This window comes from Nitrosopumilus sp. (assembly GCF_025698945.1).
Lineage (GTDB): Archaea > Thermoproteota > Nitrososphaeria > Nitrososphaerales > Nitrosopumilaceae > Nitrosopumilus.
In genome coordinates this window covers 309,634-334,439 of record NZ_JAILWM010000001.1, presented here as the reverse complement: position 1 = coordinate 334,439, position 24,806 = coordinate 309,634, and the positions used below count along the sequence as shown (strand labels likewise).

At 32.8% G+C, this 24,806-nt stretch carries 36 protein-coding genes and 1 tRNA gene; 13 read left to right on the top strand and 24 right to left on the bottom strand.

The window, feature by feature from the left end:
• The first annotated feature begins 297 nt into the window (after window positions 1-297).
• Window positions 298-978 carry a PAC2 family protein gene (locus K5790_RS02155; RefSeq protein ID WP_297592079.1) on the top strand — a complete coding sequence of 227 codons (681 nt, stop codon included), beginning with the start codon at window positions 298-300 and terminating at the stop codon, window positions 976-978.
• Window positions 979-981: 3 nt separating this feature from the next.
• On the opposite strand, the gene K5790_RS02150 is transcribed toward K5790_RS02155, so the two are convergent.
• Window positions 982-1,116 carry a hypothetical protein gene (locus tag K5790_RS02150; RefSeq protein ID WP_297592078.1) on the bottom strand — a complete coding sequence of 45 codons (135 nt, stop codon included), beginning with the start codon at window positions 1,114-1,116 and terminating at the stop codon, window positions 982-984.
• A gap of 54 nt (window positions 1,117-1,170) precedes the next feature.
• On the bottom strand, window positions 1,171-1,830 hold the full coding sequence (locus tag K5790_RS02145) for a hypothetical protein (protein WP_297592077.1): 660 nt from the start codon (window positions 1,828-1,830) through the stop codon (window positions 1,171-1,173).
• Between the two features lie 147 nt (window positions 1,831-1,977).
• On the opposite strand from K5790_RS02145, the gene K5790_RS02140 reads away from it, so the two are divergent.
• Window positions 1,978-2,892, top strand: a complete 915-nt coding sequence (locus K5790_RS02140) for a carboxypeptidase-like regulatory domain-containing protein (RefSeq protein WP_297592076.1) — start codon at window positions 1,978-1,980, stop codon at window positions 2,890-2,892.
• Window positions 2,893-2,954: 62 nt separating this feature from the next.
• The gene (locus K5790_RS02135; RefSeq protein WP_297592075.1) at window positions 2,955-3,122 is read left to right on the top strand and encodes a hypothetical protein; all 168 of its coding nucleotides are present in this window, start codon (window positions 2,955-2,957) and stop codon (window positions 3,120-3,122) included.
• A 385-nt stretch (window positions 3,123-3,507) separates the two neighbouring features.
• Here K5790_RS02135 and K5790_RS02130 read toward each other — a convergent pair whose 3' ends face one another.
• The 4 genes from K5790_RS02130 to K5790_RS02115 form a co-directional block, all read right to left on the bottom strand.
• Window positions 3,508-3,663, bottom strand: a complete 156-nt coding sequence (locus K5790_RS02130; RefSeq protein ID WP_297592074.1) for a hypothetical protein — start codon at window positions 3,661-3,663, stop codon at window positions 3,508-3,510.
• A gap of 85 nt (window positions 3,664-3,748) precedes the next feature.
• Window positions 3,749-4,309, bottom strand: coding sequence for a TATA-box-binding protein (locus K5790_RS02125; protein ID WP_297592073.1), 561 nt, complete (start codon window positions 4,307-4,309; stop codon window positions 3,749-3,751).
• A gap of 21 nt (window positions 4,310-4,330) precedes the next feature.
• Complete coding sequence (locus K5790_RS02120; RefSeq protein WP_297592072.1) at window positions 4,331-5,251, bottom strand: TFIIB-type zinc ribbon-containing protein; 921 nt, start codon at window positions 5,249-5,251, stop codon at window positions 4,331-4,333.
• A 96-nt stretch (window positions 5,252-5,347) separates the two neighbouring features.
• Window positions 5,348-6,670, bottom strand: a complete 1,323-nt coding sequence (locus K5790_RS02115) for a hypothetical protein (RefSeq protein ID WP_297592071.1) — start codon at window positions 6,668-6,670, stop codon at window positions 5,348-5,350.
• Between the two features lie 132 nt (window positions 6,671-6,802).
• Here K5790_RS02115 and K5790_RS02110 point away from each other — a divergent pair, with 132 nt between their 5' ends.
• On the top strand, window positions 6,803-7,171 hold the full coding sequence (locus K5790_RS02110; RefSeq protein WP_297592070.1) for an arsenate reductase family protein: 369 nt from the start codon (window positions 6,803-6,805) through the stop codon (window positions 7,169-7,171).
• Window positions 7,172-7,173: 2 nt separating this feature from the next.
• Here the strand turns inward: K5790_RS02110 and K5790_RS02105 are convergent, their stop codons facing one another.
• From K5790_RS02105 to K5790_RS02095, 3 genes are all read right to left on the bottom strand, one after another.
• Window positions 7,174-7,416 (bottom strand): hypothetical protein, encoded by a 243-nt coding sequence (locus K5790_RS02105; RefSeq protein ID WP_297592069.1) that lies wholly within the window; start codon window positions 7,414-7,416, stop codon window positions 7,174-7,176.
• Between the two features lie 18 nt (window positions 7,417-7,434).
• Window positions 7,435-7,728, bottom strand: coding sequence for a hypothetical protein (locus tag K5790_RS02100; protein ID WP_297592068.1), 294 nt, complete (start codon window positions 7,726-7,728; stop codon window positions 7,435-7,437).
• A 227-nt stretch (window positions 7,729-7,955) separates the two neighbouring features.
• Complete coding sequence (locus K5790_RS02095) at window positions 7,956-8,309, bottom strand: CxxC-x17-CxxC domain-containing protein (protein ID WP_297592067.1); 354 nt, start codon at window positions 8,307-8,309, stop codon at window positions 7,956-7,958.
• Between the two features lie 129 nt (window positions 8,310-8,438).
• On the opposite strand from K5790_RS02095, the gene K5790_RS02090 reads away from it, so the two are divergent.
• Both K5790_RS02090 and K5790_RS02085 read left to right on the top strand, forming a co-directional pair.
• Window positions 8,439-9,488 (top strand): ABC transporter permease, encoded by a 1,050-nt coding sequence (locus tag K5790_RS02090; RefSeq protein WP_297592966.1) that lies wholly within the window; start codon window positions 8,439-8,441, stop codon window positions 9,486-9,488.
• Window positions 9,485-10,852, top strand: a complete 1,368-nt coding sequence (locus K5790_RS02085) for an ABC transporter permease (protein ID WP_297592066.1) — start codon at window positions 9,485-9,487, stop codon at window positions 10,850-10,852. Before K5790_RS02090 ends, K5790_RS02085 begins: the two co-directional genes overlap by 4 nt.
• A gap of 5 nt (window positions 10,853-10,857) precedes the next feature.
• Here the strand turns inward: K5790_RS02085 and K5790_RS02080 are convergent, their stop codons facing one another.
• From K5790_RS02080 to K5790_RS02065, 4 genes are all read right to left on the bottom strand, one after another.
• Window positions 10,858-11,175: a hypothetical protein gene (locus K5790_RS02080; protein ID WP_297592065.1), complete on the bottom strand. Its 318-nt coding sequence runs from the start codon at window positions 11,173-11,175 to the stop codon at window positions 10,858-10,860.
• Between the two features lie 10 nt (window positions 11,176-11,185).
• A complete protein-coding gene (locus K5790_RS02075) occupies window positions 11,186-11,443 on the bottom strand; it encodes a hypothetical protein (protein ID WP_297592064.1) in 258 nt (85 codons plus the stop codon).
• A gap of 141 nt (window positions 11,444-11,584) precedes the next feature.
• Window positions 11,585-11,983 (bottom strand): Mov34/MPN/PAD-1 family protein, encoded by a 399-nt coding sequence (locus tag K5790_RS02070; protein ID WP_297592063.1) that lies wholly within the window; start codon window positions 11,981-11,983, stop codon window positions 11,585-11,587.
• Window positions 11,984-12,014: 31 nt separating this feature from the next.
• Window positions 12,015-13,292: an exonuclease SbcC gene (locus tag K5790_RS02065; protein WP_297592062.1), complete on the bottom strand. Its 1,278-nt coding sequence runs from the start codon at window positions 13,290-13,292 to the stop codon at window positions 12,015-12,017.
• 77 nt (window positions 13,293-13,369) lie between these two features.
• On the opposite strand from K5790_RS02065, the gene K5790_RS02060 reads away from it, so the two are divergent.
• Together K5790_RS02060 and K5790_RS02055 are read left to right on the top strand one after the other, a co-directional pair.
• Window positions 13,370-13,831 (top strand): SRPBCC family protein, encoded by a 462-nt coding sequence (locus K5790_RS02060; protein WP_297592061.1) that lies wholly within the window; start codon window positions 13,370-13,372, stop codon window positions 13,829-13,831.
• Window positions 13,832-13,893: 62 nt separating this feature from the next.
• Entirely contained in the window at window positions 13,894-14,229 is a 336-nt protein-coding gene (locus K5790_RS02055; RefSeq protein ID WP_297592964.1) for a hypothetical protein, read from the top strand.
• A gap of 418 nt (window positions 14,230-14,647) precedes the next feature.
• Here the strand turns inward: K5790_RS02055 and K5790_RS02050 are convergent, their stop codons facing one another.
• From K5790_RS02050 to K5790_RS02030, 5 genes are all read right to left on the bottom strand, one after another.
• The gene (locus K5790_RS02050; RefSeq protein ID WP_297592060.1) at window positions 14,648-15,028 is read right to left on the bottom strand and encodes a hypothetical protein; all 381 of its coding nucleotides are present in this window, start codon (window positions 15,026-15,028) and stop codon (window positions 14,648-14,650) included.
• Between the two features lie 65 nt (window positions 15,029-15,093).
• Window positions 15,094-15,270, bottom strand: coding sequence for a hypothetical protein (locus tag K5790_RS02045; RefSeq protein ID WP_297592059.1), 177 nt, complete (start codon window positions 15,268-15,270; stop codon window positions 15,094-15,096).
• 21 nt (window positions 15,271-15,291) lie between these two features.
• A complete protein-coding gene (locus K5790_RS02040; RefSeq protein ID WP_297592058.1) occupies window positions 15,292-15,525 on the bottom strand; it encodes an Lrp/AsnC ligand binding domain-containing protein in 234 nt (77 codons plus the stop codon).
• A 52-nt stretch (window positions 15,526-15,577) separates the two neighbouring features.
• The gene (locus tag K5790_RS02035; RefSeq protein ID WP_297592057.1) at window positions 15,578-16,225 is read right to left on the bottom strand and encodes a nitroreductase family protein; all 648 of its coding nucleotides are present in this window, start codon (window positions 16,223-16,225) and stop codon (window positions 15,578-15,580) included.
• A gap of 51 nt (window positions 16,226-16,276) precedes the next feature.
• Window positions 16,277-16,462, bottom strand: a complete 186-nt coding sequence (locus tag K5790_RS02030) for a hypothetical protein (RefSeq protein ID WP_297592056.1) — start codon at window positions 16,460-16,462, stop codon at window positions 16,277-16,279.
• Between the two features lie 189 nt (window positions 16,463-16,651).
• Here K5790_RS02030 and K5790_RS02025 point away from each other — a divergent pair, with 189 nt between their 5' ends.
• The gene (locus K5790_RS02025) at window positions 16,652-16,789 is read left to right on the top strand and encodes a hypothetical protein (RefSeq protein ID WP_297592055.1); all 138 of its coding nucleotides are present in this window, start codon (window positions 16,652-16,654) and stop codon (window positions 16,787-16,789) included.
• 4 nt (window positions 16,790-16,793) lie between these two features.
• Here K5790_RS02025 and K5790_RS02020 read toward each other — a convergent pair whose 3' ends face one another.
• A complete protein-coding gene (locus K5790_RS02020) occupies window positions 16,794-16,943 on the bottom strand; it encodes a hypothetical protein (RefSeq protein WP_297592054.1) in 150 nt (49 codons plus the stop codon).
• Between the two features lie 227 nt (window positions 16,944-17,170).
• On the opposite strand from K5790_RS02020, the gene K5790_RS02015 reads away from it, so the two are divergent.
• Window positions 17,171-17,641, top strand: coding sequence for a GNAT family N-acetyltransferase (locus K5790_RS02015; protein ID WP_297592053.1), 471 nt, complete (start codon window positions 17,171-17,173; stop codon window positions 17,639-17,641).
• A 63-nt stretch (window positions 17,642-17,704) separates the two neighbouring features.
• On the opposite strand, the gene K5790_RS02010 is transcribed toward K5790_RS02015, so the two are convergent.
• Together K5790_RS02010 and K5790_RS02005 are read right to left on the bottom strand one after the other, a co-directional pair.
• Window positions 17,705-17,786 (bottom strand) — tRNA-Ser (locus K5790_RS02010).
• Window positions 17,787-17,835: 49 nt separating this feature from the next.
• Window positions 17,836-18,093, bottom strand: coding sequence for a hypothetical protein (locus K5790_RS02005; protein WP_297592052.1), 258 nt, complete (start codon window positions 18,091-18,093; stop codon window positions 17,836-17,838).
• Window positions 18,094-18,204: 111 nt separating this feature from the next.
• Between K5790_RS02005 and fen the strand changes: the two genes are divergently transcribed.
• Window positions 18,205-19,227 carry a flap endonuclease-1 gene (fen, locus tag K5790_RS02000; RefSeq protein WP_297592051.1) on the top strand — a complete coding sequence of 341 codons (1,023 nt, stop codon included), beginning with the start codon at window positions 18,205-18,207 and terminating at the stop codon, window positions 19,225-19,227.
• Window positions 19,228-19,268: 41 nt separating this feature from the next.
• A complete protein-coding gene (locus K5790_RS01995; RefSeq protein ID WP_297592050.1) occupies window positions 19,269-19,802 on the top strand; it encodes a PAS domain-containing protein in 534 nt (177 codons plus the stop codon).
• A 1-nt stretch (window position 19,803) separates the two neighbouring features.
• Here K5790_RS01995 and acs read toward each other — a convergent pair whose 3' ends face one another.
• The 3 genes from acs to K5790_RS01980 form a co-directional block, all read right to left on the bottom strand.
• Window positions 19,804-21,720, bottom strand: coding sequence for an acetate--CoA ligase (gene acs / locus K5790_RS01990; RefSeq protein WP_297592049.1), 1,917 nt, complete (start codon window positions 21,718-21,720; stop codon window positions 19,804-19,806).
• A 90-nt stretch (window positions 21,721-21,810) separates the two neighbouring features.
• Window positions 21,811-23,034 (bottom strand): PAS domain S-box protein, encoded by a 1,224-nt coding sequence (locus tag K5790_RS01985; RefSeq protein WP_297592048.1) that lies wholly within the window; start codon window positions 23,032-23,034, stop codon window positions 21,811-21,813.
• A 20-nt stretch (window positions 23,035-23,054) separates the two neighbouring features.
• Window positions 23,055-23,183, bottom strand: coding sequence for a hypothetical protein (locus K5790_RS01980; protein ID WP_297592047.1), 129 nt, complete (start codon window positions 23,181-23,183; stop codon window positions 23,055-23,057).
• Between the two features lie 225 nt (window positions 23,184-23,408).
• Here K5790_RS01980 and K5790_RS01975 point away from each other — a divergent pair, with 225 nt between their 5' ends.
• Complete coding sequence (locus K5790_RS01975; protein ID WP_297592046.1) at window positions 23,409-24,770, top strand: matrixin family metalloprotease; 1,362 nt, start codon at window positions 23,409-23,411, stop codon at window positions 24,768-24,770.
• Window positions 24,771-24,806 lie beyond the last annotated feature (36 nt).

Here is a 24,806-nt window from a genome sequence, read left to right as displayed (position 1 = left end):
AAAAATTAACAATATGAAAAAACAATAAACAAGAATACTGCGTTCAATTGGAGTTTGTGGATCATTTTCTTCAATCTAAAAAATCCTACATTAGATCAAATCTGATTTGACAAATTACTTCTAAATTTTATAAAATAGAGATCCTAGTACAATAATTGAATTTCAAAATAATTTGAAAAACAAATTAAAGTTGTCAAAATAAAATATTTAGAAAAAACATGTTTATTTAATAATTTTAAGATTTTAAAGATTCAAACTGCGATATATGTTTAAAATTCATAAGATATCAGAAAAGACGTGGATTTTGATCAAAAGGAAGAACCAAATGTTGAAAAACCAATAATCATTGCTGCAATGCAAGACATGGGAAATGTAGGAAGTATTGTTGTAAATTTTATCAATGATTCTCTGAAAACTAGAACTTTTAGAATTGCAAAAACACCATTTCCCACATATGTTGTAGACAGGGGCGGATACATTGATCTTCCAAATGAAAGTTGGGAATACAAATTCACTGAGGATTTAATTATATTTGGAGGAGGAAAAGGTCAACCGCAAAGCACAAGTGAATTAAATGAATTATGTCAAGATGTAATTGATGTTGCAAAAAAATATTCTGCAAAATTCATTTACACCCTTGGTGGTTTTCATACAAATAGATATTTAGATAAAAATCCAAAGACATTCATCACTACAACAGATATTGAATTAACTAGACAGATGGAAAGATTAGATGTAGAGACTACTCCCCAAAAATCAATCATTACAGGATTTAATGGTTTGATACTAGGATTTGCAAAACAGAATTCCATTCAAGGAATAGGAATGTATGGAGAGCTAAATGAGCCTGAAATTCCTCAATACAGAGCAGCAATTAGCATAATTAAGACTCTTGAAAAATTGACATATAGAAAATTCGGAGATACCAGTCAACTAGAGGCCATGGCACAAGAGATTGAAAGAAAATTCAAAAATTAAAGACTAGTGGGATTTTCCTATTGGATGTGGTTGTGTATTTTCATCATGACAATCACATGAACAAAGATGTGCTTTATGATTATTCATGCAATCAATGCATTCGTAATGTTTTCTTCCCTCACAAGCTGCACAAATCATCTTATCTCACATAAACAATAGAGGAATTTGAGTTTTTTCTATATTTGAGGCAAATCAATAGCTTATTTCACTTCTATCAAGCAAATTTTCTGTCAAATCAACATAGCCCTGTGGATCTAATTCTTTTGCAAATCCCTTGTCTATGTTTATCAGATAAATTGAATGAAGATGAGCATTAAGTATATCATCATATTCTATTGGCGGATTCTTGTAGTAACGATCACATAACTTCTTGATTTTATCAATATCTTCTTTCTTTCTTGCATTTGGGGGCAACAAAAAAATCTTAGAGATAGGCAATATTCCCACTGCAGGAGTTGCTAATGAAAACTTGGAGCAGTGTTGGCTATATCTTGCAATCTTGCTCATTATTCTTGCAGCATAATAATCCAAAGTATCCATTGCGTGTTCAGGAGGGGTAAAACCAGTTTCAATTTCAATTATTGTGTTTCCTCCACCCTTTTTGGCAAATATATCACAAACAAGAATTTTGGAAATCTCTTTTTCAACATCAACGACATATCCTCTAGAAATTAGATTAGAAGCACAAATCAATTCCAATATAGAATGATTGATTTTTACCAAGTTTTTTTGATACATGTCAATTAGTTGATTCCGAACATAGTTCAATTTTGGGATGTCTTTTTGATTAAGATTTGGTGACAGATTTTCACACATCTTGTTTACATCATTTCGGAATTTTTCCAAATCCATGATTCAAGGTAAGATAATTTTAGGGGTTTAAGAATGAGCTGGGAGTAGAGTTATCCCTTGCAAAGAAGAAAATTACTCAAATTAAATTGAAAAATAGCGAAATTTTATTCATACCTTGTCTTAACAGCAAAAATTAGCAGATATGTTGTGCTCAAAAACAAGGTTGTAATTGTAGGTTTATTCTCAATAATGATTCTATCATCATTTATTCCAAATTCGGAGGCAAAGTTATGGGAACTAATTATTGATATGAACGTAGAAAAAGCAGCCATCTATTCAGGAGAATCATTAGTAATTACAGGCAAAGTCGTTGATCATGCCTACAAACCAATTCAAGGCGCAGAAGTTTTAATCAGAACTGGTTCAGACACCACTAAAACATTTACAGACCCATGGGGAGTTTTTAGAGGAGAATTCAAAGACTTACAGAAGACTCCTGGAATTTACAGTATCAATGTAGTAGCATCATGGTATGGAATGACAGGGTTAACAAGTACACAGTTTCAAGTTAAAGGAGAGATTTCACAAATATCATCACTTCAAGAAAAATTAAACACCGAACAAGCAATAAGATATCTAAGTGCAGATGAAAGTGATTTTGCAAAAGACCCAATTGGTCAAACATTATTCAAATATTATCACGGTTTACTGTATGAGTTAATTTTAGAACAAAAAGAGGCAATAAAACCAGTTGCAGACCAAGTTTACATTGAACAGCAACGCCAAATTTCAAATGTACTACGAGATCAAGCAATTGAAGAGTTCAATCCAGGTCCTGGAGTGTATTCAGGATATCAATATGAGGATTACATTAACGGGGTGAACCCAGAGATACGTGAATTAATAGTAAGCCAACTAAACTTTACAAAAAATAGTTTTGAGCAAGCACAAAGTATCAGAGAACAAATTATTGAAAATGGTGGAACGTATGAAGAAGCAAGAGCAGCATATCTAAGCATCATAAGCATTCCAAAAGAAGTTCTAGAAGAATTTAATCAAAACAAACTAAACGAAAAGGCTGAAAATTTTTCTGATGACAATCAAACAAATTCAAATCCATAAATCAATGAACGATTGATAATTTCTACGCGGGCCTTATATTCAAAATTACATAAAAATAATTGATGAAAATAGATATTCCATTACCATGTCCAACTTGCGGGGGTAAAATGTATTCAATATGCTACGAATCAGCATTTTCAATCCTAAAAAAACGAAGTTGGCAAGTGTGTAAAGAATGCAGTTTTGAAAGAAATTCTGAAGATTTTAAAAAATCCATTTGCTGTGCATAACAGCATTTTCTATTTTTTGCCATGTACTGTATCCATTAACAAAGACGACTAGACAAAATCGAGGAAAATTATTCTTTTGAGTTCACAATACAGTAGATACAGCTTTGATACCCTTCAGAATTTGCCTGGGAAGAGGTATCTGGAATAAAATATCTCTTATGAACCATCATTATCTCATCCATCAAACAGTTGTCAGTTTCATTAAGTAAATCATGAACTTGTTTTTTGTTCTTATCGCCCAAATAATTTGCCATACATTCAATGATAATTACCAGTATAATACAATGATTGTTTATCAATACGGCATAATTTTCAAAAACAATGATTCAGAAATCAACTATTATAATTTATCAACAGTCAACGTCAGAGTAGAAAAAATAAAAGATTATTCGGTGTAATGAACTATAAGCGTATTATCCATTACAGGATGAACTGCTATGATGTTATCACCCTTTTCAGCAAGAAAATCATTTACAACATCTTGCAGATAAACGCCTTGCGATAATTGCTTTGTTTCAAAATAACGAATTTTGTGAATCATTACAATAAAGGGCCCCAATGAACGTATTAAAGATTCTAAAAAACCAACATTACAATAATGATTTCAACGGAGAAGAATTACAGAATTAATCATAGACCATTAGGTTCTTTTCTTCAAGTAGACTGTGAATTTGGTGAACAGAGCGATGTATCTCTTTTTCAAGTTTTGCTCCAACACAAACAAGTTTTCCTGATGCAAAAATCAGAATTACAGTTTTAGGATCAAGCATTCTGTGAATTAATCCTGGAAATTGTTCTGGTTCATACATACTTCTAGGCAGGGTTCTTGCAGCTTGCTCTAAATTGACTCGCCCTCCTAAATTAATTGAAGAAACAATATTTTGAATTGTAACAACAGGTTCATTTTTTATTTTGATCTTGCCTTTTCTAAGAATCCCTACCACCTTATTTACAGCAGATTCGGCCAATTCGTGTGATTTTGCTCCTGTGCATACCATTTTTCCAGTGCTAAAAAGCAAAGTTGCAGTCTTTGGAGTTCGTAGTCTAAAGACAGCTCCTGGGAATTGTTCTGGATTGTATTCAACATCAGGGAATTTTTTTGTGATATCTACAAGATCCAGTTTTTGGTCTATTGTGGCAGAAGCAACAACATTGACAATTGAGATTAAGGGTTTAGTTTGAGTCATTTTTGTATAATTATTCTCTACCTATATCTCCATATCCTGATCTAGTCTAAGACCTTTGTATCTATTTCTAATAGTAACTTCAGTAACATTTGCAGCTTCAGCAATATCACGTTGAGTTCGGTCTTCACAATTCTTTACACATGACAAGTATAGTGCAGCAGCAGCTAATCCCATTGGATCCTTTCCAGCAGACTCTTTATGTTCTTGTGCTTCTTTGAGAACTTTAATCCCATATCGTTTTGTCTTCTCAGAAATTCCAAGCTTGCTTGCAATTCTTGAAACACATTGAGTAGGATCAACTACGGGCATTTTTAATTCTAATTCTTTATGTAATAATCTGTAGCATCTTGCAATGTCTTTTTTCTTTATGTTACCTGCTTCTGCAACATCTTTTAGGGTTCGAGGTGTTTCAGTATCTCGACATGCAGCATAAAGGGCAGATGCTATTAATGCAGAAATTGAACGTCCCTTAACAAGACCTTTCTCCAATGCTTTTCTGTAGATGTAAGCGGCTTTTTCAATTACAGAATCAGATAATGAAAGTTTGTCTTTTAATCTAGCCAACTCATTAAGGGCTTGTCGTAAATTTTTATCAGCAGAAGCATTTACTTTACTTCTACTATCCCAAGTTCTTAACCTCTCAATAGTACTCTTCATTGTAGAAGTAAGAGGTTTACCAGAAGAATCACGATTGATGGGATTAATTATTGTAGCAAGTCCTCTATCATGCATTGCCAAAGATGTGGGAGCTCCAGTTCTTGTAGGATCAGCCCCTCCTTCTTTAGAAAATGATCTCCATTCAGGTCCAGAATCCTGGAGTGTTTCAGTAATTACATATCCACATTGACCACAAAATCGCTCTCCAGTGTCATTGTCTGTGAGCATTCCTTTTTTTCCACATCTGCGACATACAGAATCGGCATTGATTGTTTCTAAGACCAAAAATATGACCAATATTGGTTAATTTATTCACTATATGAACTGGCTTATTTAGTAAAATTTTGAGTAAATTCTGAAAAATTACTCATTTTGTACGTATTACAGGGTAACACGATAGTAATCCAATCTTTCTGGGTTTAATTTCTGAACAAATTCAATGTTTTCATGTCTGTCTATTCTATTTTGTATGACATCACGTAATTGTAAGCTGGTCAAATAGGAATACCCCTGATTCTTCGCAATTTCATTAAACATCTTTCTCATACTAGGTCCACCGCCATGACCCCAATAACCCATCTCAAGGGCCAGAGGTTCCAAAAACACAGTGTTAGATTTTCCAAAATTCTCATCAGAGATGTCCCTGATTAGAGAATAATTCTCAAGTGGGCCTCCCTTTGCAAATCCAACAATCATACCAGATTCAGAACCATATCGCAATGTAACCAAAATGGTTTTAGAGTCTTTAAGAGATTCAAAAAATGTTTTTTTGTTAAATTGCAAAGTGTCAGGAATTTCATCATATATTTCAAATAGTCTTTTTTGGAATTCAGAATCAAAATCTTTTTCTTTTTCAAAATGTGGAATTAATGGTATTTTATCATAAACAACATTAGCCCTTACTTGTATCTCTTTTTCTCGAAGTTTAGAAAAAGACAATACGTTATTTACAAATCTATCACGCATTTCTTTTGGTAATGAGCGAAGAACTTTGTCTGTCATTTCTTTCTCATCGGATATCAATTGTTCAAAATATGCAACTGCATGTTTCACTAAATATTCAGGATTCCATCCCATTGAATGAGCATTTTTTTTAGCTAACCCAAGGGAATCTAAAAATTCACCATAAGCGTATGCTCCTATTCTGTCTGTAACAGATAAGAACCAACCCAAGTACAGATAATGTTTTTGTTTATTTGGATCATTGGCAAAAATAGATTCGGAAAAATGTTTTGAGATGATTTTCATAATATCACTTTTTTGGGATTCCCATGGGTATGTAGTTTTTAAAATCAGGACAGCAACAAGGTTAGGATCAATTCCACATTTTTCAAATAAGTGGAGTAAAGAATTATCCGTAGTAACAAAATTAGAGGCTAGAATTTCATGGGGTTTATCCTGTTTTTTATCTGGCTCATAATCATGAAATAATGCAGCAGCAAAAAGATGTTTAAAATCATCTTTTAAAATAATAGACTTGAATTCTTCTCCCCTGGATGCAAGTAGTGTGTTGTAGGTAACAATTAACTCATGACTTACATTATGAAAGCCATAGTATTGTTCATCCAAATTTTGTTTTTTGAATTTGTTTAAACTAAAAGATAGTAGATCAGAGTATGGAGAGTCAGTCAATCCTTCTTTTTTTAATAAATCAGAAATTTTTTCTTCCAAATCAACAATGTTAGGAATTTTTGAATCACTCAAGATATCACTAATGTGTAATTCACCAATATAGAGATACACAGGATCAATCTTACTTATTTTAAAGTCAAAAATTAATCAACCATTCAAAGGGATAAAATTTGATGTATATACAACTGCATCAAATGGATGATATTGAGTAAAAAGAAGGAAGGAAAAAAATCAAAAATAATTGCATATCACAAAACAAGCTGCATTACATGCAAAAAATCCATTTCAGAAATGGAGCGAATGAAGGCAGATGTTGAAAAAAGAGATTTTTTCAAAGATCCATTTACAGTGACAGAACTAACAAAAATAATCAAAATGACTGGAAAAAAACCTTCAGAGATGATTAGAAAAAGAGACAAAATGTACAAGGAACTAAACTTGGAGAACAATAAAAAAACAGACAGTCAGATCATTCAATTAATGGTAAAATATCCAGGATTGATAATGCGTCCAATTATTCTTACAGAAAATAAAGTATTTGTAGGAAAAATTGATTCAAAAATAATAAGATAATCTCACTGGTTTTCTTTTTTGAAAATTCTAATGGCCTCTAAATGAGAACAGTTTGCTTTAAGTCCCTTTCCATGATGAAACTTGTAAAAATTTTTGAATCCAGGGCATTCACACGTATCAGAAGTCACAAAATAGGATTTTGTAGGATCCGAAGAAGATTTTATCTGAAATAGATCATCGTCAATTTTTACAACTCCGCCACTTTCTACAAGTTTTTTTGCCTTTCTAATGGTATTTGCACTCATTATTTTATCAAAAGTTTATCATTTTTTACTCTTTAATTTTTTTCTAATATTTGCCCATTCTTCTCCATCTTGAGCCATTGCATTCTCATATAGTAAGTCAAAGGTCCATGAAAGAATTTCACCCCAGATTGCTTTTAGAGAATCATCATCTGTCCACAAAATACTAGTCTTTACTGCATTCATTGCAAGGATATTATTTGCATTTTTAGTAGGATTTTTGTTCCATTTTTTTAAAACTCTATCACAAAATTCTAAAATTTCAGATTTTGTTAGAACAAGTTTGTCTGGATCAAATGGGGGTTTTTTACTCACATATTTTAAAAGATAAACTTTGTTAAAACAGTTTAATTTTTAAAAATAACTCATATTTTCATAAAATATTTAAATTATATTATCACCTATAATATTTGACGAGAGATTTGCTTTTCTGCCAACAGTGGAGCCTGGAATTCGTTTCACTCTCGTCATCTTTAATCATAATAATAAAATAATGAATTTTTAATAAAATGAAAAAGTTTTGAATTGACTCAAAACAAATTCTAATTTTGTCTGTGATTTTGGAAGCATTCTCTGCAATATACAGGTCTGTCTTCTCTTGGTTTGAATGGTATTTGACATTCATTTCCACAGTCACCACAGGTTGCATCAAACATCTCTCTTGGTCTATCATCTCGTGATCCAAATCTGGAACGTCTGTTGTCTCCATAGTTTGATCTTCCGCCAGATCTTCCACCAAATCTAGAGCCGCCACTTCGTGGGGCTGGTTTGTGATTTTGGAAACATTCTCTGCAATATACAGGTCTGTCGTCTTTTGGTTTGAATGGTATTTGACATTCATTTCCACAGTCACCACAGGTTGCAGTAAACATTTCTCGTTCTCTATCGTATGACATATTTCTGACTTGGGTGAAAGCCTGCTGTAATTAAACTGTGGGAAACAGACTGTTCAGAAATTCTTGATTTTTGAGCACAAACCATATCAAAAAATTATAAACTATTTTTCTTACTTGTCTCTATTGGGCTTGAAGAGATATGTTGCCACTAGAATGGCAACTATGTTTGGAGTTTTAATGATAACACTGCTGATCACCATACTTCTAGTTGGATCAAATATGGACACCATTTTGAAACAAGGAATAGTATTTCAGGTAAGGGCTGAAATGGCAGAAAATCCCGCTGTTGCCGAGAGCTTCTCATCAGTTGGAGAATTCGAAGAATTCATTCAGAGTCAAATTGATCAAAGAATCAAGATTCTAGGATTAGATGAGCCATGGTATTCTCCTCAAAGAATAGGAATAACAATGTACAAAATATTATTACTAGATTTTGGACATGCGACTTTTCTTACAAGTGATTCCGGTTCATCAAATGTAAAAGACATATTGTTTGAAAAACTCCCTAGAACAGTTTTACTTTTCACAACTGCAACAATTATAATTTCAATAATAGGAATTTTTCTCGGAGCATTTTCAAGTAGTAAGGTTGGATCCGTAGTGGATAGAATTACATCTAGTTTTGCAATAATTAGTTCCAGTTTTCCGGTATGGTGGATTGGGATGTTGATGATTTTTCTCTTCTCATTTATGTATCAGATATTTCCAGCAAGAGCCACACCTGACATTCCATCATCAGACCCAGAATATCTGGTAGCTTTACTATACCATATGGCATTACCGTTAATTACAATTGTAATGATTGGTTTTGGATCATGGGCGTATCTTGTAAGGAATTTCATGGTAGGAATTATGCAAGAAGATTTTATCATTGCAAAAAAAACGATTGGCATTAATCAAAAAAAGATTATCTATACACATGCTCTAAAAAATGCAGCACCACCAATTGTAACAATTTTGGCTTTGAGCTTATCAGGATCACTCGGAGGAGCAATCATTACAGAAGCAGTATTTGATTGGCCAGGTATGGGCAGACTCTATTTTGAGGCAATTACAGTGATGGATTTACCAGTAATTATTGGTGCCACATACATTCTCACAGTATTTTTCCTAGTGAGCATCTTCATTGCAGATTTACTTTATGGTTACTTTGATCCTAGAGTGAGGACAGGTCAATGAGTGGGATAACACCTGAAGAAATCAAAAGGGAATTTTTTAAAAGTAGTCTAGGAATTGTTGGAATTTTAATTCTGTCTATATTAATTGTAATTTCAATTCTTGCAATGATCATCATACCAATTGAGACGTTTCAAGAGTGGAACAATCCAGGAAATTGGATTTCATATCCCAAAGTGGCAATACCAGTTTGGGTCAATGTATTCCTAGCTGAAAAAATTCCAGAGCACAAAATTATTGACACGCCAATTATTCAAAAAATTTCAGAGGGAGAAATTAATCTTGAATCACACCAATTTGGATTTAATTACATCTATGATGACTTTCCAAATGATTTCATCTATGAATATACTGCAGAGTATTCGGGTACTCCATTACTACAAATCTCAGTTATAAGACCAGATGGAATAAAGTTAGATATCACCTCAATTTCACTTCCTTATTCAAATTCAAAAACTATCCACAGTGAAAGGATTTTTTCTACAGATGAATCTATAAAGAAAAAACTATCATTACAGTCAGAATATTTCAATCATAATTTATCTAGATTGTCTGCAGAAGACATTATTTTTTCCCAAACTCAAAGTAATTCCCCACTAAAGGGCGATTATGTCTTTATGATTAATCTCTATGGAATATCCACTGATAATCAAATTAAAGAATCAAAACTCATCATAGGTGGAAAAGCATTTGGGGTTATGGGAACAGACGAGTTAAGACGAGATTTAGCCGTAGGACTCCTCTGGGGGACTCCTCTTGCATTGTTTATTGGTTTAGTAGTATCAATTGCATCAGTGATTGCAGGATTGCTCTATGGGGTTTATGCAGGGTATAAAGGTAAAAAAACAGATGAGGTCATGATGAGATTCAATGATGTGATCTATGCATTGCCAGCATTGCCATTTCTCATCATTCTTTCAGTAACAATCAGCAACAGTATTTTTCTAATGGTAGGATTTTTGATGATTTTTGGGTGGGTAGGAATTGCCAAAGTTGCAAGAAGCATGTCTCTTCAAATCAAAACACGAGGGTATGTGGATGCAGCAACAATGATGGGTCAGAGTAAATCAAAAATAATATTCAAACATATTTTACCTCAATTACTACCATACGCATTTGCCAGCATTGCAATATCAGTTCCTGCTGCAATTACCACAGAAGCAGGTCTGAGTTTTCTAGGGTTAGGAGATCCATCATTTCCAACATGGGGTCAAATTCTACATGATGCAAATACGTTTGGTGCAGCTGCAAGAGGATTATGGTGGTGGATAATGCCACCAGGTGTAATGATTGCAATAACAGGATTAGCTTTTGTTTTTATTGGAAATGCCCTAGATGCAATTGTTAACCCTAAATTAAAGAGGTAAAAATACTAGAGTTCAAATTTACGAATTAATTCTATGGCGTTGTCGTTTAATTTTATGGAATAGCATGATGAATATTCATCATTTATTGCAGCCAATTTGTTAGCAAATACTTTTTTGCTGTGTCCACCTTCAGTCGCTTTATCGGACTCATCAAAGCAAATATTCATTTTTTTCATGTTTAAGTTATTTTTTAAAAGAAAAGCAATGAATTTTTTATAATTTTCAGTATCAACCCAGTCTATGTTTTTTTCTTTACTAATACCAATCCAGATCTCAATTGAATTTTGATAAAGTACTTTTTTTCTTAATTCTTCTAATGCCATTTCGTATCAACTAAAAATCTGCTCTTTGCATCTTTGAACCACAACGAGGACAAGTACCGCCTTTGTGTTTGTTATTACAAACAAGACAGACGTATCTAACCCCAGACGAGCCACCTGATGAACCCATTCCAAAGAATCCACCACCACCAGTTCCAGATTCACCCCCATATCCCCTCATACGACTCATGTATCGTCTTCGGAGCAACAATGGAAATGCAATGAAAATTGCAAGTGCTGCACCCAATCCATATGGGAATGGAAGAACCATTTGCAAGCCAATACTTATGGCAAGTGAGGCAAATAAGAATATCAAATACGATTTATAACTAAACAATTCAATGAAAGTAGCCCAAAAAAAGGTTATAAAGTTTTGTCAGCTTTTTTCATTTTTACCCTAGAAATAATTAGTTTATTGAATTGATAGTGGGACAGCATTACCACTACTATCCCACGCAAAAATAGATTGTTCATCATAGGGGGATTTTACAATTATGGATATCAATCCAAAAAAATTATGAAGATCAGTGACAGATGGCTCAGCTGAGCCACTAGGATGAGAATGAACACTACCAACATAGCTCAAATCAAAGGGCAAGAATGATTGTGGAAATCCTGCAAATGTAGGTCCTGAATAATTAAAAGGAGGGATTACAAGTCCATCAATCTTAATTTCACCATTTTTTGATTTTCCTTTAAGAATCAAGATGCCTTCATTGGGATGTTTCATTTGACAGTAAGACAATATGCTGTCTAGAACATCTTTTTGAAGTGATACTTTACGATCAAATTTTTTTGTTTTAAAAATCACAGAACCACCTTATCTACAAAATAAATTAATTTTAAGATGTTAATAAGGTATATTTTGTATTAGAGTACTCCCGTAGTTTTGATTCTATTTCCTTGAAAAGTTTTGGAATCTTTGAGTCAATTTCATCAATTTCACTTTGTAATGTTTTAGACTTTTGAAGGTAATCCTCTTGGAATGATGACGTTTTAGTTAATTCAGATTCTAGCGAATCCAATTTTGCCGGCTTTAGAGATTTCAAATCCTTTAGCATTTTATCATGTTTTTCTTGATAGTCCGATACTCTATTGACAAAGGAATCTAATGCTATCTCGGTTTCAGTAAGATTAGTCATGGTCTTGTCTACATCTTTAACAGAAATAGAATCAGAAGTGATTGCTTTTCTAATATTTTCTAAAATAAGGATGACAGAATCTTTGTATGTATGATTCAGAACATCAAAGGGATTATTGACTAGTTTTGTTAAGATGATTTTTTGATCTTTTTCTAGCGAGGAGGCATATTCGTATCTACTCAGAGGTCTAGAAATTTTGGTAAATTGAGCGTCAATATCATTTTTTATTCGGGATTTTTCAGATTCAAATTCATCCAAGTCTTGTTTTAATTTTATATAGTTTTGATAACTTTCTGAGGATTTTATTTCTTGTATTGAATTTAACAACGAAATGGATTGTTCTTGTAATGATTCTATGTTATTATTTGTATCAGAAATTTTTTGGATTTTCTCAATTTTTGTTTGTTTAAGAGAAGTAATTTCATCCATAGTATTAATGATATATTCAGATGACTTTTTTGTAGAATCAAAATTTTGGAGGATTTTACGAATTTCTGCATGATTAGAATTCATTATTTCAAGATTTTCTTTTAGTTGGGAAGCATATTTTTTTGCAAAGATATGGATAACTCTAGTTTGTCTTCCTAGAACATCACCGATTTTTTTTAGAATGTGATTCAATAAATCATTTAATTGTACGGCATCATCAATTGATGAAACTTTAGGTAATGGGGTTACACCTTTTTTTATCATATCTATTACTTGTTTTTTTCCACGAACTACAATAATTGCAAGATGTTTATCGATATCATCCACATTAAGATCATCTTTTTCTAAATGATTGCCAATTTTGATTAATTCATTAATTAGGGGAGCAGTACTGTTTCTCAAATTTTTAATTTCAGAAATTGTTTGAGAAGTTCTTAGTTCAAGAAGATCAGTCACTACTTTGCGCACGTCAGATAATTTTATCTCTTTATTTTGAATGAATTCCTCCCGTGATTCTTCTTTTTTCTTTTTACCCCATCCAAAGACCATTTGATAACATTACTTGCAGGGGATTAAAAATGGTTGTACAAAAAAATTTAAAATCAGTCTCATGAGAATGGAGATATATGAAAAAAATAGAAAAAAAATCATTTCATACAGATGTGGTTAAAAAAACAATCAAAATTAAGGCATCAAGAGATAAAGTTTGGAGAAAAGTGAGTAACCTGGTTGGATTACCAACATGGCTTATAGATGTAAAAAAAACAATCTATCTTTCAAAGAAGAGAAAAGGAGTAGGTGCAGTCAGATTAATTACTTTTTCAGATGGAAATAAAATTGAAGAGCATGTTGTGGCATGGAAAGATGGAGAATATTTCACATACATAGCAACCGAAGGATTGCCACTAAGAGCATATGTTGCCACCATCTCAATTAAAACAAAATCAAAAAATCTCATTGAGCTCACTTGGCAATCATATCTGAATAGCAAAAAAATGACAAAAAAACAGTTTACAGAATTTGTTGAATATCTGAGCTCATTTTACGTCGCATCACTTGAAAATCTAAAAGAATCACTAGAAAAATAACACTAGTGAAATTTTGGATTAAAGTGTAAATATGATAAATTAAGATTCAAAATATGAGCGATATGCGATTTACCATTATTGGAATTGCGTTAATTTTTGTTGGGTTTATTATTCTAGGTTCTCAAGGACATAATTATCAAGCTGCAACTTTGGAATCAAGTGAATTTGGAACATGCTATGAGTATTTTGATGACAAACCACCTGTTGAGATTAACTGTTCATTTAAGATAATGGATCAAACATTATTTTTTGCATTAGTTATTGGTTTTATTGGTTCAGGAATTATATCACTAGTAAAAGGAGTCAAAGGAGACTGGGATAACAAAGTAAAACCTGAAGACATGGTAGGTCCAGGAGGATCTCAAAATGAAAAATCAGACAAGCCTGAAAAAGATTAGAATTATTTCTGTTTTTTGATTTTAGAAATACAATAATTTTAGATATTTTTCAAGTATCATAAAAGGAAGAGATAGAAAATAATCTATCATCTAATCCTCAGATTTTTTTGAAGAAACATTCTGATTGGCTTGTTTATCTTCCTCAGAATTTTCTTCCTCTAATCTTTGAAAATATACTTCTTCATATGGCATTTTTTTTCTAGTATATTATTGTAAAATTTACATTTAAGCTTGAAGAATGATTTGAACTCTAGTTATACCCAGATTTGAAGAAAATATGACGTTTTTTGAGGGATAATAGTATTGTTTATGTTATAATATATGAAAAGGCATAATATCATTTTCTAATAACATAACCAAAAATAATTTTGATTTTAAAAATCGTTAGGCATACTTCTAATAGTTTTAGAGCAAAAAATTAAAAATCATTTTCAATGATTTTTTTCATGTTATTCATCAATTCACTTAGCTCAGTCATTCTTTGATCAAATTGCTCGTCAGTCAAATTATCAGGTTTTGTCAGAGTAAGTGTTACTTCAGAAGAATCTCCACTTGAAATAACTCTCATAGGAACATCCCATGAGGATTCTTCGTCAATATATTGATGATCTAAAATGCCACGTGATTTGTCTTCATTAAATTTTAATTGAGATTTTCCGTGAGGTCCAGTAAAAAACCACCATCCATCTTCGTTAATTTTTGCATCAGGCATCATTTTTGGAGGAACATTCAGTATTGCATCAAAAGCATCCCCTGTTTTTTTATTTACGGTAAATGTAATAGTTCTAGATCTAGTCATGGACCAAATTGCAGATAATGATTAAAAAAGATATAGTATCATTGATAGGAATGAGTCCTTTGTAATTATTTATTCAAAAATGCCTTTATTTTCTTAAGATTTGTAACATTTGATTCATGAAACATCACCATAGATTCAGCTAATGAATTAGGTAAGACAGTTTTAAGATTAGCAACAAGTTCATCACCACTAGAAATCATATTGTCAATGAGTTTTTCAATCTCATTTTGTTCATCAACCATAGGAATAATTTGGAATTAATCTTAATTATCTTTTTTTATGAGGGTTGCAGTTGATCGTACTTTGTCGAGTTTTTGAATATTCCAGGAGATAATCTCCCTAATCTTTTCAAAGTTTTCAGCCTGTAATTTTACCAACATATCATGAGTTCCAATAGTTTCAAAGACATCTTTGACTTGTTCAAGTTCTTTGAGTTTTTCAATGATTTCTGCTTCTGCACCAAGCTCGCAATTTAGCATAACATATGCATCCGTCATAAATTTAGCAAATATTCTTTATTATTTAAAGATCAATAATTTTAGGTAAAGCTTACCAAGAAACATGTACCAAGTCTTTGAGATTTCTTCTTGGCTTGGGGAATTTTGTTTGCTTTGGATAACCAATACACAAAACAGATGATGGGACAAGGTCTGTTCCTAAAATATCCATTACCTTCTGTTCATCAAACATTCCAATCCAGATTGAGCTTAATCCTAATGCTTGGGCTGCTAATTGAGAATAACCTGCAGCAAGGGTTGCATCTTGTATTGCAAATTTTTTTAAAACATAATCAGGAAAATCAAATTTAACTCTAGACGGATTTTTGCAAAAAACTAAAACAACAGGTGCATCAACATATGGTTGTTTATTGCATGCTTCAACTAGAAGTTTTTTCTTCTCAGGACTTTTGACATAAAAAATTTCAAACCCTTGAAAGTTTCCTGCCGTAGGAGCAGTATCAGCTGCTGCAATTATCTTATCAATCTTTGTAGTCTCCACAGGTTTATCTAAAAATTTTCTAGTAGAACGTCTCTTTGCCATTACTGCAAACAAATCAGTGTCTACAACTTCAGATGGTCCTGACTGTAAAATAAAATCAAGTAATTGATTTCGAACATTTGGATCAGTTGTTTCAGGAATTACTTTAGGTTCATATCCTAATGGATAGATCTTTTCTTCTTTTTTTTCTGAATCCACAAATATTATGGAAAAAATCATCTAATAAAGATTGTAAAAATTTTTAATTCCTCATTCAGATTCAAATGAATCGCATCCACTAGTACATGGTTTATTCATTACACCTTCACATTTTCCTGCTTCATCATGCATGATTCTATGATGACCACAAATCTTACATTTTTCTCTAAAATGTGCAATTAATTCAGCATTTGAAATGCCGGATTGTTCAATTTTTGAACTAGTTTTATCAGTCATGATTGCCCTGATTTGAATGCAATTTTAAACATTTTGAATGCAATTGTTGATTCGAGTTAATTTAGAAATTTGTAGGAATGATGTAAATGATATTTTTAGAAATTCATATTTTGTGTTAAATGAACAAATTTAGATAGCATGCCATATAGAATATGTGCTCTATATTAGATAGAAGTGTGTAAGGCAACCATGACAAAAAAACAAAACAAACAGACTCAACAAATTAATAAAAATAACAAGACAAAGCCTGAGAACCTTATGAAAAAAGAATATTTGGAATCCTACGAAGAATTAAAACAAAACATCAAAGATGAGCAAAAAAGTTAATCAATTATTGGCCAGCACGAATTGGTAAATCTTTGCATTCACCAGCATAATCAACATCCACACCATCATAAATCAATGCAAGTTCAGCATTTTTATCATCAAGATTTTGCTCGTGCCCAAAAGTGACCCAATGTTTCCTCAAGGGAAAAAGCAAACTCGAATTTTTCCTGAACAGAGTCAGCAAAAGCAAACGACATAGTTGAGAAAAGTATCGAAGTCATTAGAAGTGTCGATGTAGTTATTTTTCTCATTAAAAACAGGTCAAAAAATAGCCATTTAAAGGAATTATAGACACGTACAGATGTTCTAAATGGATAGAATTATGTTTGATTCAATTATAGAATCAATGGTGCAGTTTAAAAATTTCAAAGACAATAATATATGAGATTGAATATTAGAAAAGCAACTGAAAAAGACATTCCTTCAATTTTAGAACTTCTCTACGAGTTAGGGAGACCAGAACCAATTGACAATAAAGAAATCACAGTATTCAAGAACAAGATTAAGGATTATTTTTTAGATCCGTCAAAACTCATCCTAATTGCAGAGATAGATTCAGAGATTGTAGGACTGGTAAGTATCATATTTCTTAGGAGATTAAATCATGCAAAGTTTGAGATGTATATTCCAGAACTGGTTGTAAAAAAGAAGCACAGGTTTTCAGGCGTAGGTAAAAAATTAATTGCAAAATGTATTGAGATAGGAAAGAAGAACTGTTATAGAATACGTTTAGAATCAGGCAATCAGAGAAAAGATTCTCACAAGTTCTACAAAGGTCTTGGTTTTGAACAATCAGGACTATCATTTAGTAAGAATTTGTTAGGAGATAAGACAGGAATCAATGAAAGATGAGTCTTTAAAAATAATTATACATTTTAGTTCAAGATTTTAGATCATATTTTATGATGTTAAGCGCGCCGGGAAAGGGATTCGAACCCCTGCACGCTTGCGCGTAGCCGTTTTCGAGACGGCCGCCGTACCACTTGGCTATCCCGGCATCTATTCTGAGATTTTCTCCATAATAAAGCAAATTAGAAAATAGTTTACTAGATGTTATCAATATCAAATAGTTCATCATGGAATTTTTTTATGATCTGCTCTTTAGTTTTGTTCCATTCTTCTTCAGAGACAGTGTCTAAAAAGATAGACGAGAAATTAACAAAAGAATCAGATCCCAAAGATGAAAGGATTTCTTTTCTTTCACTCTCAGAAAGAGGAAAATAGGAAACAATCTTGGCAATCATTCCATCAGAATCTGTCTTTAAATCAAAAATTTTTTCTTCCAACTGGGAAGAGATGTTCATCTTTGCCACAATATTTTGAAAATATTTCCTCACATATTAAAAACGATTTTAGGAAAATCGATCTATTCAAAAGGATAAACACAAAATAGAACAAAAATCCAATGAACTTCAATGGGATTAAACCTAAAAGACTTAGTTGTAAGAGAAAAGACCACACTTGAGGCATTCTCAAACAAAGTAATTGCAATTGATGCATACAATGCAATTTACCAGTTTCTAGCAAGCATTAGAGGTCCAGACGGATTACAATTATCAGATTCAGAAGGAAGAATCACCAGTCATTTGAGCGGATTGCTTTACAGGAATGTGAACTTTTTGTCTTTGGGGATAAAGCCAGTCTATGTGTTTGATGGCAAGCCACCATCTCTAAAAACCGCAGAGATTGAACGCAGAAAGCAGATTAAGCGAGATGCCACTATAAAATACGAAAAAGCAATTGCAGAAGGAAATATTGAGGATGCAAGAAAATATGCACAGCAAACAACCAGCATGAAAGATGGAATGGTCAAAGAATCAAAAGAATTGCTATCTTATTTTGGAATCCCGTATATTGAAGCACCATCAGAAGGAGAAGCAACAGCTGCACATCTAACAAACACAGGACAAGCATATGCATCTGCAAGTCAGGACTTTGATTCTATTTTATGTGGTGCAAAAAGACTGGTGAGAAATTTTACAAACAGTGGAAGAAGAAAGATTCCAAATAGAAACACATACATCGATATTTTGCCAGAAATTATAGAGACACAAAAAACACTAGATGAATTAGGTCTAACACGAGAAGAATTAATTGATGTTGGAATTTTGATTGGAACAGACTTTAATCCAAATGGTTTTGAAAGAATTGGTCCAAAGACAGCACTAAAGATGATAAAGCAGTATTCAAGATTAGAAGATATTCCACAAATTCAAGAGCAACTACAAGAGATTGACTATGATGCAATCAGACAGATATTTTTGAATCCAGATGTTGCAGATGTTGATGAAATTATTTTTGATAAAATCGACTATGATGCAATTACAAACTATTTGGTAAAAGAGAGGAGTTTCTCTGAAGACAGGGTTGCATCAACCCTTAACAGACTAAAAAAAGCACTAGAGAAAAAAAGCCAGAACTTGGATAAGTGGTTTTAAAATTATTTGAGTTTAATTACTAGTCATTCCAATTTTATAAAATGCCTCAAACAGAAGCAAGAAAGACGCTCAAAGATGCTCCAATAATGTGGAGGAGAGTAAACTCAATTGGAGTAATTCTTGATTGCAATTCCACATATGCGGCAAACCTAGGATATGCAAAATCAGAGATATTAGGCAGGCCAATATTTGAGCATGTTCCAAAAGAATCATGGTCAGAGATGAATGATTCTCTTAAAACTTGGTTTGATACAGGCAAAGTCACAGATAGAAAAATCACCTTCAAAAGACAAGACGGTACAACTTTTCCGGGCTTGCTGCAAGCAACTAGCCTTTATGATGAAAATGATAATTTGATCGGCAGTAATACTGTGATTTTTAATTTGTCTGAGATGACTGAAAAAAAAATTCAAGAATATGAGGAATTTTTTCATGATGCAAATAACAGATTAGATGAAATTAAAGAAAAAGAATACGATAATCTAGATAAGGGTTCAAAGTCAGAGTATGACGGATTAAAGAAAATGTTTGAAATGTTACTTGCAGTGGATCTAAAGGAATTAAAAAATAAATAAACTATTTTGTGTTTTTTTCAATTGATTTTTTAATCTCATCAAATGCAATTTGAATCTCATTTACTGCAGCCCCGTCTTCAAGTGTACTGATATCACCAATTTTTTCATTGTTTGCAATTGCCTTTAGTAATCTTCGCATAATTTTTCCGCTACGTGTTTTGGGAAGACGTGAAACAAAGTAGATTTGTTTTGGAGTTGCAATTGCACCAATATCGTTACGTATCTTTTCAGATAATTCCTTTTCAAGCTCAACTGAGCTTGTCAATCCTTCTTTGAGAACTGCAAATGCAATTATTACTTCACCTTTTACATCATCAGGAATTCCACAAACTGCAGCTTCTGCCACATCACCATGAGATACAATGCAACTTTCTAGTTCTGCTGTTCCTATTCTGTGTCCTGCAACTTTTAGGACATCATCTGCTCGTCCAAGCAGCCAAAGATATCCATCTTCATCTTTTAGTGCATAGTCGCCTGGATAGTAGCAATTTTCATATTTTGACCAGTAGACTTTTTGATATTTCTCATCATCGCCCCAAAGGGTCAAAAGCATTCCAGGCCAGGGATTTCTAATTACAAGATATCCCTTTGTGTTTGCCGGAACGTCTTCTCCGTTTTCATCAACTACTGCAATATCCACACCTGGGATAGGCAGAGTTCCAGAGCCAGGCTTTAGCGGAATTGTCTCCAGGCCAGGAAGAGGAGAAATTAACATACCTCCTGTTTCAGTTTGCCACCATGTATCAATAATTGGACATTTTTCTTTCCCAATTGTTTTGAAATACCATTTCCAAACTTCAGGATTAATTGGCTCACCAACTGTTCCAAGTAATCGAAGTGATGATAAATCAAAAGAGTTTGGAATATCATCTCCAAACTTCATAAACATTCTAAGTGCAGTTGGAGTTGTGTAAAAAATTGTAGCTTTGTATTTTTGCAATATTTCCCACATCCTTGATGGATCAGGATAGTCAGGCGCACCTTCATACATAATCTCTGTTGCACCATGAAGTAGCGGAGCATAGACAACATAGCTATGTCCTGTAACCCATCCAATATCCGCTGTACAGAAAAACACATCAGAATCTTTTATGTCAAAAGCCCACTTGAATGTAGAATACAAATGAGTAAGATATCCTCCTGTTCCATGCAATACCCCTTTTGGTTTCCCAGTAGTTCCAGAAGTATACAGAATGTAAAGAGGATGGGTGCTGTCTAATTTTTCAGCATCACAAACTTCAGAGGCATTACTCATTAATTTATCCCAAAGCTTATCTTTAGAATTCATTGTAATATCATTTTTTGTTCGCTCTAGAACTACAACATGTTCAACAAAATCAAAGTCCTGAATTGCCTCATCAATTACTTCTTTGAGCTTTAAAATTTTTCCTCTTCTGTATCCACCATCAGCAGTGATGATTACTTTGGAATGAGAATCCTCAATTCTGTCTTTAATTGATGATGCACTAAATCCTGAAAAGACCACCGTATGGATTGCACCAATTCTTGCACAAGCAAGCATTGCAATTGGCAATTCTGGAACCATTGGAAGATAAATGGTGATTCTATCTCCTTTTTTGACTCCAAGTGATTTTAGAACATTTGAGAATTTCTGAACCTCAATAAACATTTCACGGTATGTTATAATTCGGGATTCGCCATCTTCACCCTCCCATAATATGGCAGGTTTTGAAGCCCTGTTTTTCTGATGAATATCAAGAGCATTATAGGAGGCATTAATCGTGCCTCCAGAGAACCATCTAGCAAATGGAGGATTCCAATCAAGAGTAGAATTCCAAGTGGAAAACCAAGAGAGATTCTTTGCCTGATCTGCCCAAAATGAAACAAAATCAGAATTTGCGCTTTTTCGAATATCTGAATTGTGATTGCCTAATCCAATCTCATATTTCTCAGACATCAAAAAGTGTATGAACTCGGATCTTTCTAAATGTTAAAGAACAGATTGAATTTGCAGGTTTTATTAGAATCAGGATTACAAAATTTAATTTTATGATGATAAAAGCGATGTTTGAAGTTCTTCATGCATATTCGAATAATACAATACTGCAATAACGCCAGATATTTTTGCATTATTGTCTTTCATGGCACTAGCATTGACTATCATTTGAAATTCAGTTCCATTTTTCATTTTACATAAAACTGGTTTCTCCATTATGATCCCATCTGATAACACTTTTGCAAATAATTTTGACTGTTTGTCGATGTCATGTTCTGCCACAAGTAAAGTAAAATGTTTCCCAATCATGTCATTTTTATCATATCCGAATATCTCTACTGCCTTGCCGTTACAGGAAGTGAAATATCCATTCAAATCTAGTACAAATATTCCTAATGGAGACAACTCAAACAGATTACGATGTTTTTCATCAGATTCTAGCAAACGAGACTGGAGTTGTTTCATGTGTTTTTTATTTTCCTCCAATGTATGGTTGTAGTAAGAAAGTTCTTTATTTTTTTCTTGCAGTTTAGTCTTGGTTTGGGTATTTTGATATGCCAAAAAAGACGTTAACACTGACATCACAACTCCACTCAATACTATTCCTACTGGCACATGAAAATAATTGACAAAACCACCCTCCCAAATTCTAATTGTCATAATTTGGGGTGTGTCATCGTATTCTGATGTACTAATGTTTTCATATATAGTGAGTGTATTTTCAAACTCATTATCAGTAAAATACAAGTCATCATTTGATGACGTGTGATAATAAATTGTATTGTCATTAAAAAGTATCTCTACCTTGTAAGGATCATGCAAAATATCGGGAAATGAGATAAATCTATCAGGATCAATAAACAACAAAACTGTAACATCATCTGCACTTTCTGTATGTTTTATCAAAATTGTAGGTCTTTGATCAACCATTACCATATCAAAACTATTATCTGTAGTATTCAATAAAATATTCTTTATTGGGTAAGAGTTAATTATCTGCTCGTCTTGCATCACCGCAATGTTTCTTAATTCCGTAATATCTGATATGATATAAGAAACAAATGTTTCAAATTCTTTTTCTGTTATGTGTTCTGAAGCAGCGTAAAACGCATTAGTCATATCTGCAAATACATGCCGATCTCTATTCTGAATTGAAATCTCGGTTTTTATAAGATCTGTTATTCTTGTTTTGTCTTTATCTACTTCACTGACATTTATCAGTATTGTATAATATGCAAACAAAACAAATATGCTGCATGTTACTAGACCTATCAAAATTGGAAATAATCGTATTTTTATAATCCCAAAACACATCCTTTAGTTTCAATTCTATCTTGTTCTAAAAGAGTAGCAGTTTCAATACGTTTCTGTTTTACAGAATAATAGGCATATTTGCTTTTCTTATCCGTGTTGCTAGAAGTCACAATACCTCTAGGGACAGATTAACAAATGACATATTATCATATAATAATATGATATTAGAATTTGATATGGTAATGTCCATACTTTACCATGTTCTTACTAAGTTAAAAAGAAACGACTATTGCAACTAATTCTAAACTAGACTCACTATATGACAAAACCTAGATAGTAAATCCCAATTTTGGGAAATGATCCATTGTAAATACTATGAAGTGTATGTACACATCATGAATATCCATGATTTTTTTTTGAATCTAAAGCACATTCACGAACCACCTGAAAAACAAAACAACCACATCAAAGAAACAGGCCAGTTGCACCAAACAAAAAAAGATATTGATAAAACCAAATACAATAATTTGGCGGAGCTGAAAGACAATCATAAAACAGACAATATCGATTTGGAGGAAATGATACAAAAGCAAAAAGATCTAGAAAAGGAGATGGAATGTGTATCTGATATACTAATTGAAACCCTTGAAAAAACAAAAGAATCATTCTTAGATATGCTACAGGAACAACACGCCAAAGTTAGAAAAAGGATGATGGCAAAACAATCAAAAGAATTAGAGAATTACGAAAGTAATGGAAAAAACACAACAAGACTCAGAAAATTCAACACACACGAAATTCTAAAAGAAGAAGCATGGGATAAAAATGATCAATTAAAAATCAAAAACCAATCAGATACTTGCGAACAAGAAATAAAAAAATTTACTAAAATTATAACTCAAACATTCAATGAAACCACATCTAAATTGATCAATATAAGCCAAAAACAACAATCAGAAAACATTTTGATGGTAAAAAACAAACATAAAAAATTACTTCCACATATACGTAATAATAAGAAGATAGTTTATCCACTAATCATTTCTGCCATAGCAGTTTCAGTCATGTTTGGATATGTTAATTTTGAAGAGTCTAATGTAGAGATATCTGACATTAAATCATCGTTTGTAATACAAAATCTTAGGGGAGATACCATTGATACTTGGATCGCATGGAAGATTAATGACAGAAATCTGAACATAAATCTTGTAAACAGCCCCGAGATCACTCCAGAACGACTGAAGATAGTTCAGGACACGTTAATGTCACAAAAAACATTGGAAATTGATGATGCGTTAATGCATAAAGGTCCAAAAGGTAAAACATCAACATACTATATGGGATGGTCTGGAGCTCTTCAAAGTATCCAGATAGATGCAAAATACCCAATTCCTTCAGACATTGTGTTTGGTACTACTAACAGTAAATCTGGAGATGTGTTGATACATCTGACAAATGATGCAAATGCAGACGGATATACAGCGTACACTACAGCAATAGCAGATGAATCAAATAATCAATTACTAAAGGCAAGCATTACAGTGTATAGTATTGACAGACTATCTGATTCAGATCTGGCCACAATAATTAGACACGAGATGGGGCACGCTTTGGGTTTGGCACACTCTACTGATCCTGATGATTTGATGCATCCAGTCATAGGAACAGATTATCCCTACATTTCAGGCTGCAACATCGATGCTATTATTTCATTGTATGATGGTAGTCAAAACAATCAAGTTATCTGTAAGACTTAAGACATAGACATTCTTGAAGATACTGAACATAATACT

What these genes read in the sequence shown, in the direction of transcription:
- K5790_RS02025 (WP_297592055.1), top strand. Translation starts at nt 16,652, where the DNA reads ATGACAAAAAAACAAAACAAACAGACTCAACAAATTAATAAAAATAAC.
- K5790_RS02015 (WP_297592053.1), top strand. Translation starts at nt 17,171, where the DNA reads ATGAGATTGAATATTAGAAAAGCAACTGAAAAAGACATTCCTTCAATT.
- K5790_RS02085 (WP_297592066.1), top strand. Translation starts at nt 9,485, where the DNA reads ATGAGTGGGATAACACCTGAAGAAATCAAAAGGGAATTTTTTAAAAGT.
- K5790_RS02075 (WP_297592064.1), bottom strand. Translation starts at nt 11,443, where the DNA reads ATGGTTCTTCCATTCCCATATGGATTGGGTGCAGCACTTGCAATTTTC.
- K5790_RS02050 (WP_297592060.1), bottom strand. Translation starts at nt 15,028, where the DNA reads ATGACTAGATCTAGAACTATTACATTTACCGTAAATAAAAAAACAGGG.
- K5790_RS01995 (WP_297592050.1), top strand. Translation starts at nt 19,269, where the DNA reads ATGCCTCAAACAGAAGCAAGAAAGACGCTCAAAGATGCTCCAATAATG.
- K5790_RS02045 (WP_297592059.1), bottom strand. Translation starts at nt 15,270, where the DNA reads ATGGTTGATGAACAAAATGAGATTGAAAAACTCATTGACAATATGATT.
- K5790_RS02055 (WP_297592964.1), top strand. Translation starts at nt 13,894, where the DNA reads ATGCGATTTACCATTATTGGAATTGCGTTAATTTTTGTTGGGTTTATT.
- K5790_RS02105 (WP_297592069.1), bottom strand. Translation starts at nt 7,416, where the DNA reads ATGAGTGCAAATACCATTAGAAAGGCAAAAAAACTTGTAGAAAGTGGC.
- K5790_RS02095 (WP_297592067.1), bottom strand. Translation starts at nt 8,309, where the DNA reads ATGTCATACGATAGAGAACGAGAAATGTTTACTGCAACCTGTGGTGAC.
- K5790_RS02005 (WP_297592052.1), bottom strand. Translation starts at nt 18,093, where the DNA reads ATGAACATCTCTTCCCAGTTGGAAGAAAAAATTTTTGATTTAAAGACA.
- K5790_RS02125 (WP_297592073.1), bottom strand. Translation starts at nt 4,309, where the DNA reads ATGACTCAAACTAAACCCTTAATCTCAATTGTCAATGTTGTTGCTTCT.
- K5790_RS02130 (WP_297592074.1), bottom strand. Translation starts at nt 3,663, where the DNA reads ATGATTCACAAAATTCGTTATTTTGAAACAAAGCAATTATCGCAAGGC.
- fen (WP_297592051.1), top strand. Translation starts at nt 18,205, where the DNA reads ATGGGATTAAACCTAAAAGACTTAGTTGTAAGAGAAAAGACCACACTT.
- K5790_RS02150 (WP_297592078.1), bottom strand. Translation starts at nt 1,116, where the DNA reads ATGATTTGTGCAGCTTGTGAGGGAAGAAAACATTACGAATGCATTGAT.
- K5790_RS02135 (WP_297592075.1), top strand. Translation starts at nt 2,955, where the DNA reads ATGAAAATAGATATTCCATTACCATGTCCAACTTGCGGGGGTAAAATG.
- K5790_RS02080 (WP_297592065.1), bottom strand. Translation starts at nt 11,175, where the DNA reads ATGGCATTAGAAGAATTAAGAAAAAAAGTACTTTATCAAAATTCAATT.
- K5790_RS02145 (WP_297592077.1), bottom strand. Translation starts at nt 1,830, where the DNA reads ATGGATTTGGAAAAATTCCGAAATGATGTAAACAAGATGTGTGAAAAT.
- acs (WP_297592049.1), bottom strand. Translation starts at nt 21,720, where the DNA reads ATGTCTGAGAAATATGAGATTGGATTAGGCAATCACAATTCAGATATT.
- K5790_RS02040 (WP_297592058.1), bottom strand. Translation starts at nt 15,525, where the DNA reads ATGACGGATGCATATGTTATGCTAAATTGCGAGCTTGGTGCAGAAGCA.
- K5790_RS02030 (WP_297592056.1), bottom strand. Translation starts at nt 16,462, where the DNA reads ATGACTGATAAAACTAGTTCAAAAATTGAACAATCCGGCATTTCAAAT.
- K5790_RS02065 (WP_297592062.1), bottom strand. Translation starts at nt 13,292, where the DNA reads ATGGTCTTTGGATGGGGTAAAAAGAAAAAAGAAGAATCACGGGAGGAA.
- K5790_RS01975 (WP_297592046.1), top strand. Translation starts at nt 23,409, where the DNA reads ATGAATATCCATGATTTTTTTTTGAATCTAAAGCACATTCACGAACCA.
- K5790_RS02060 (WP_297592061.1), top strand. Translation starts at nt 13,370, where the DNA reads ATGAAAAAAATAGAAAAAAAATCATTTCATACAGATGTGGTTAAAAAA.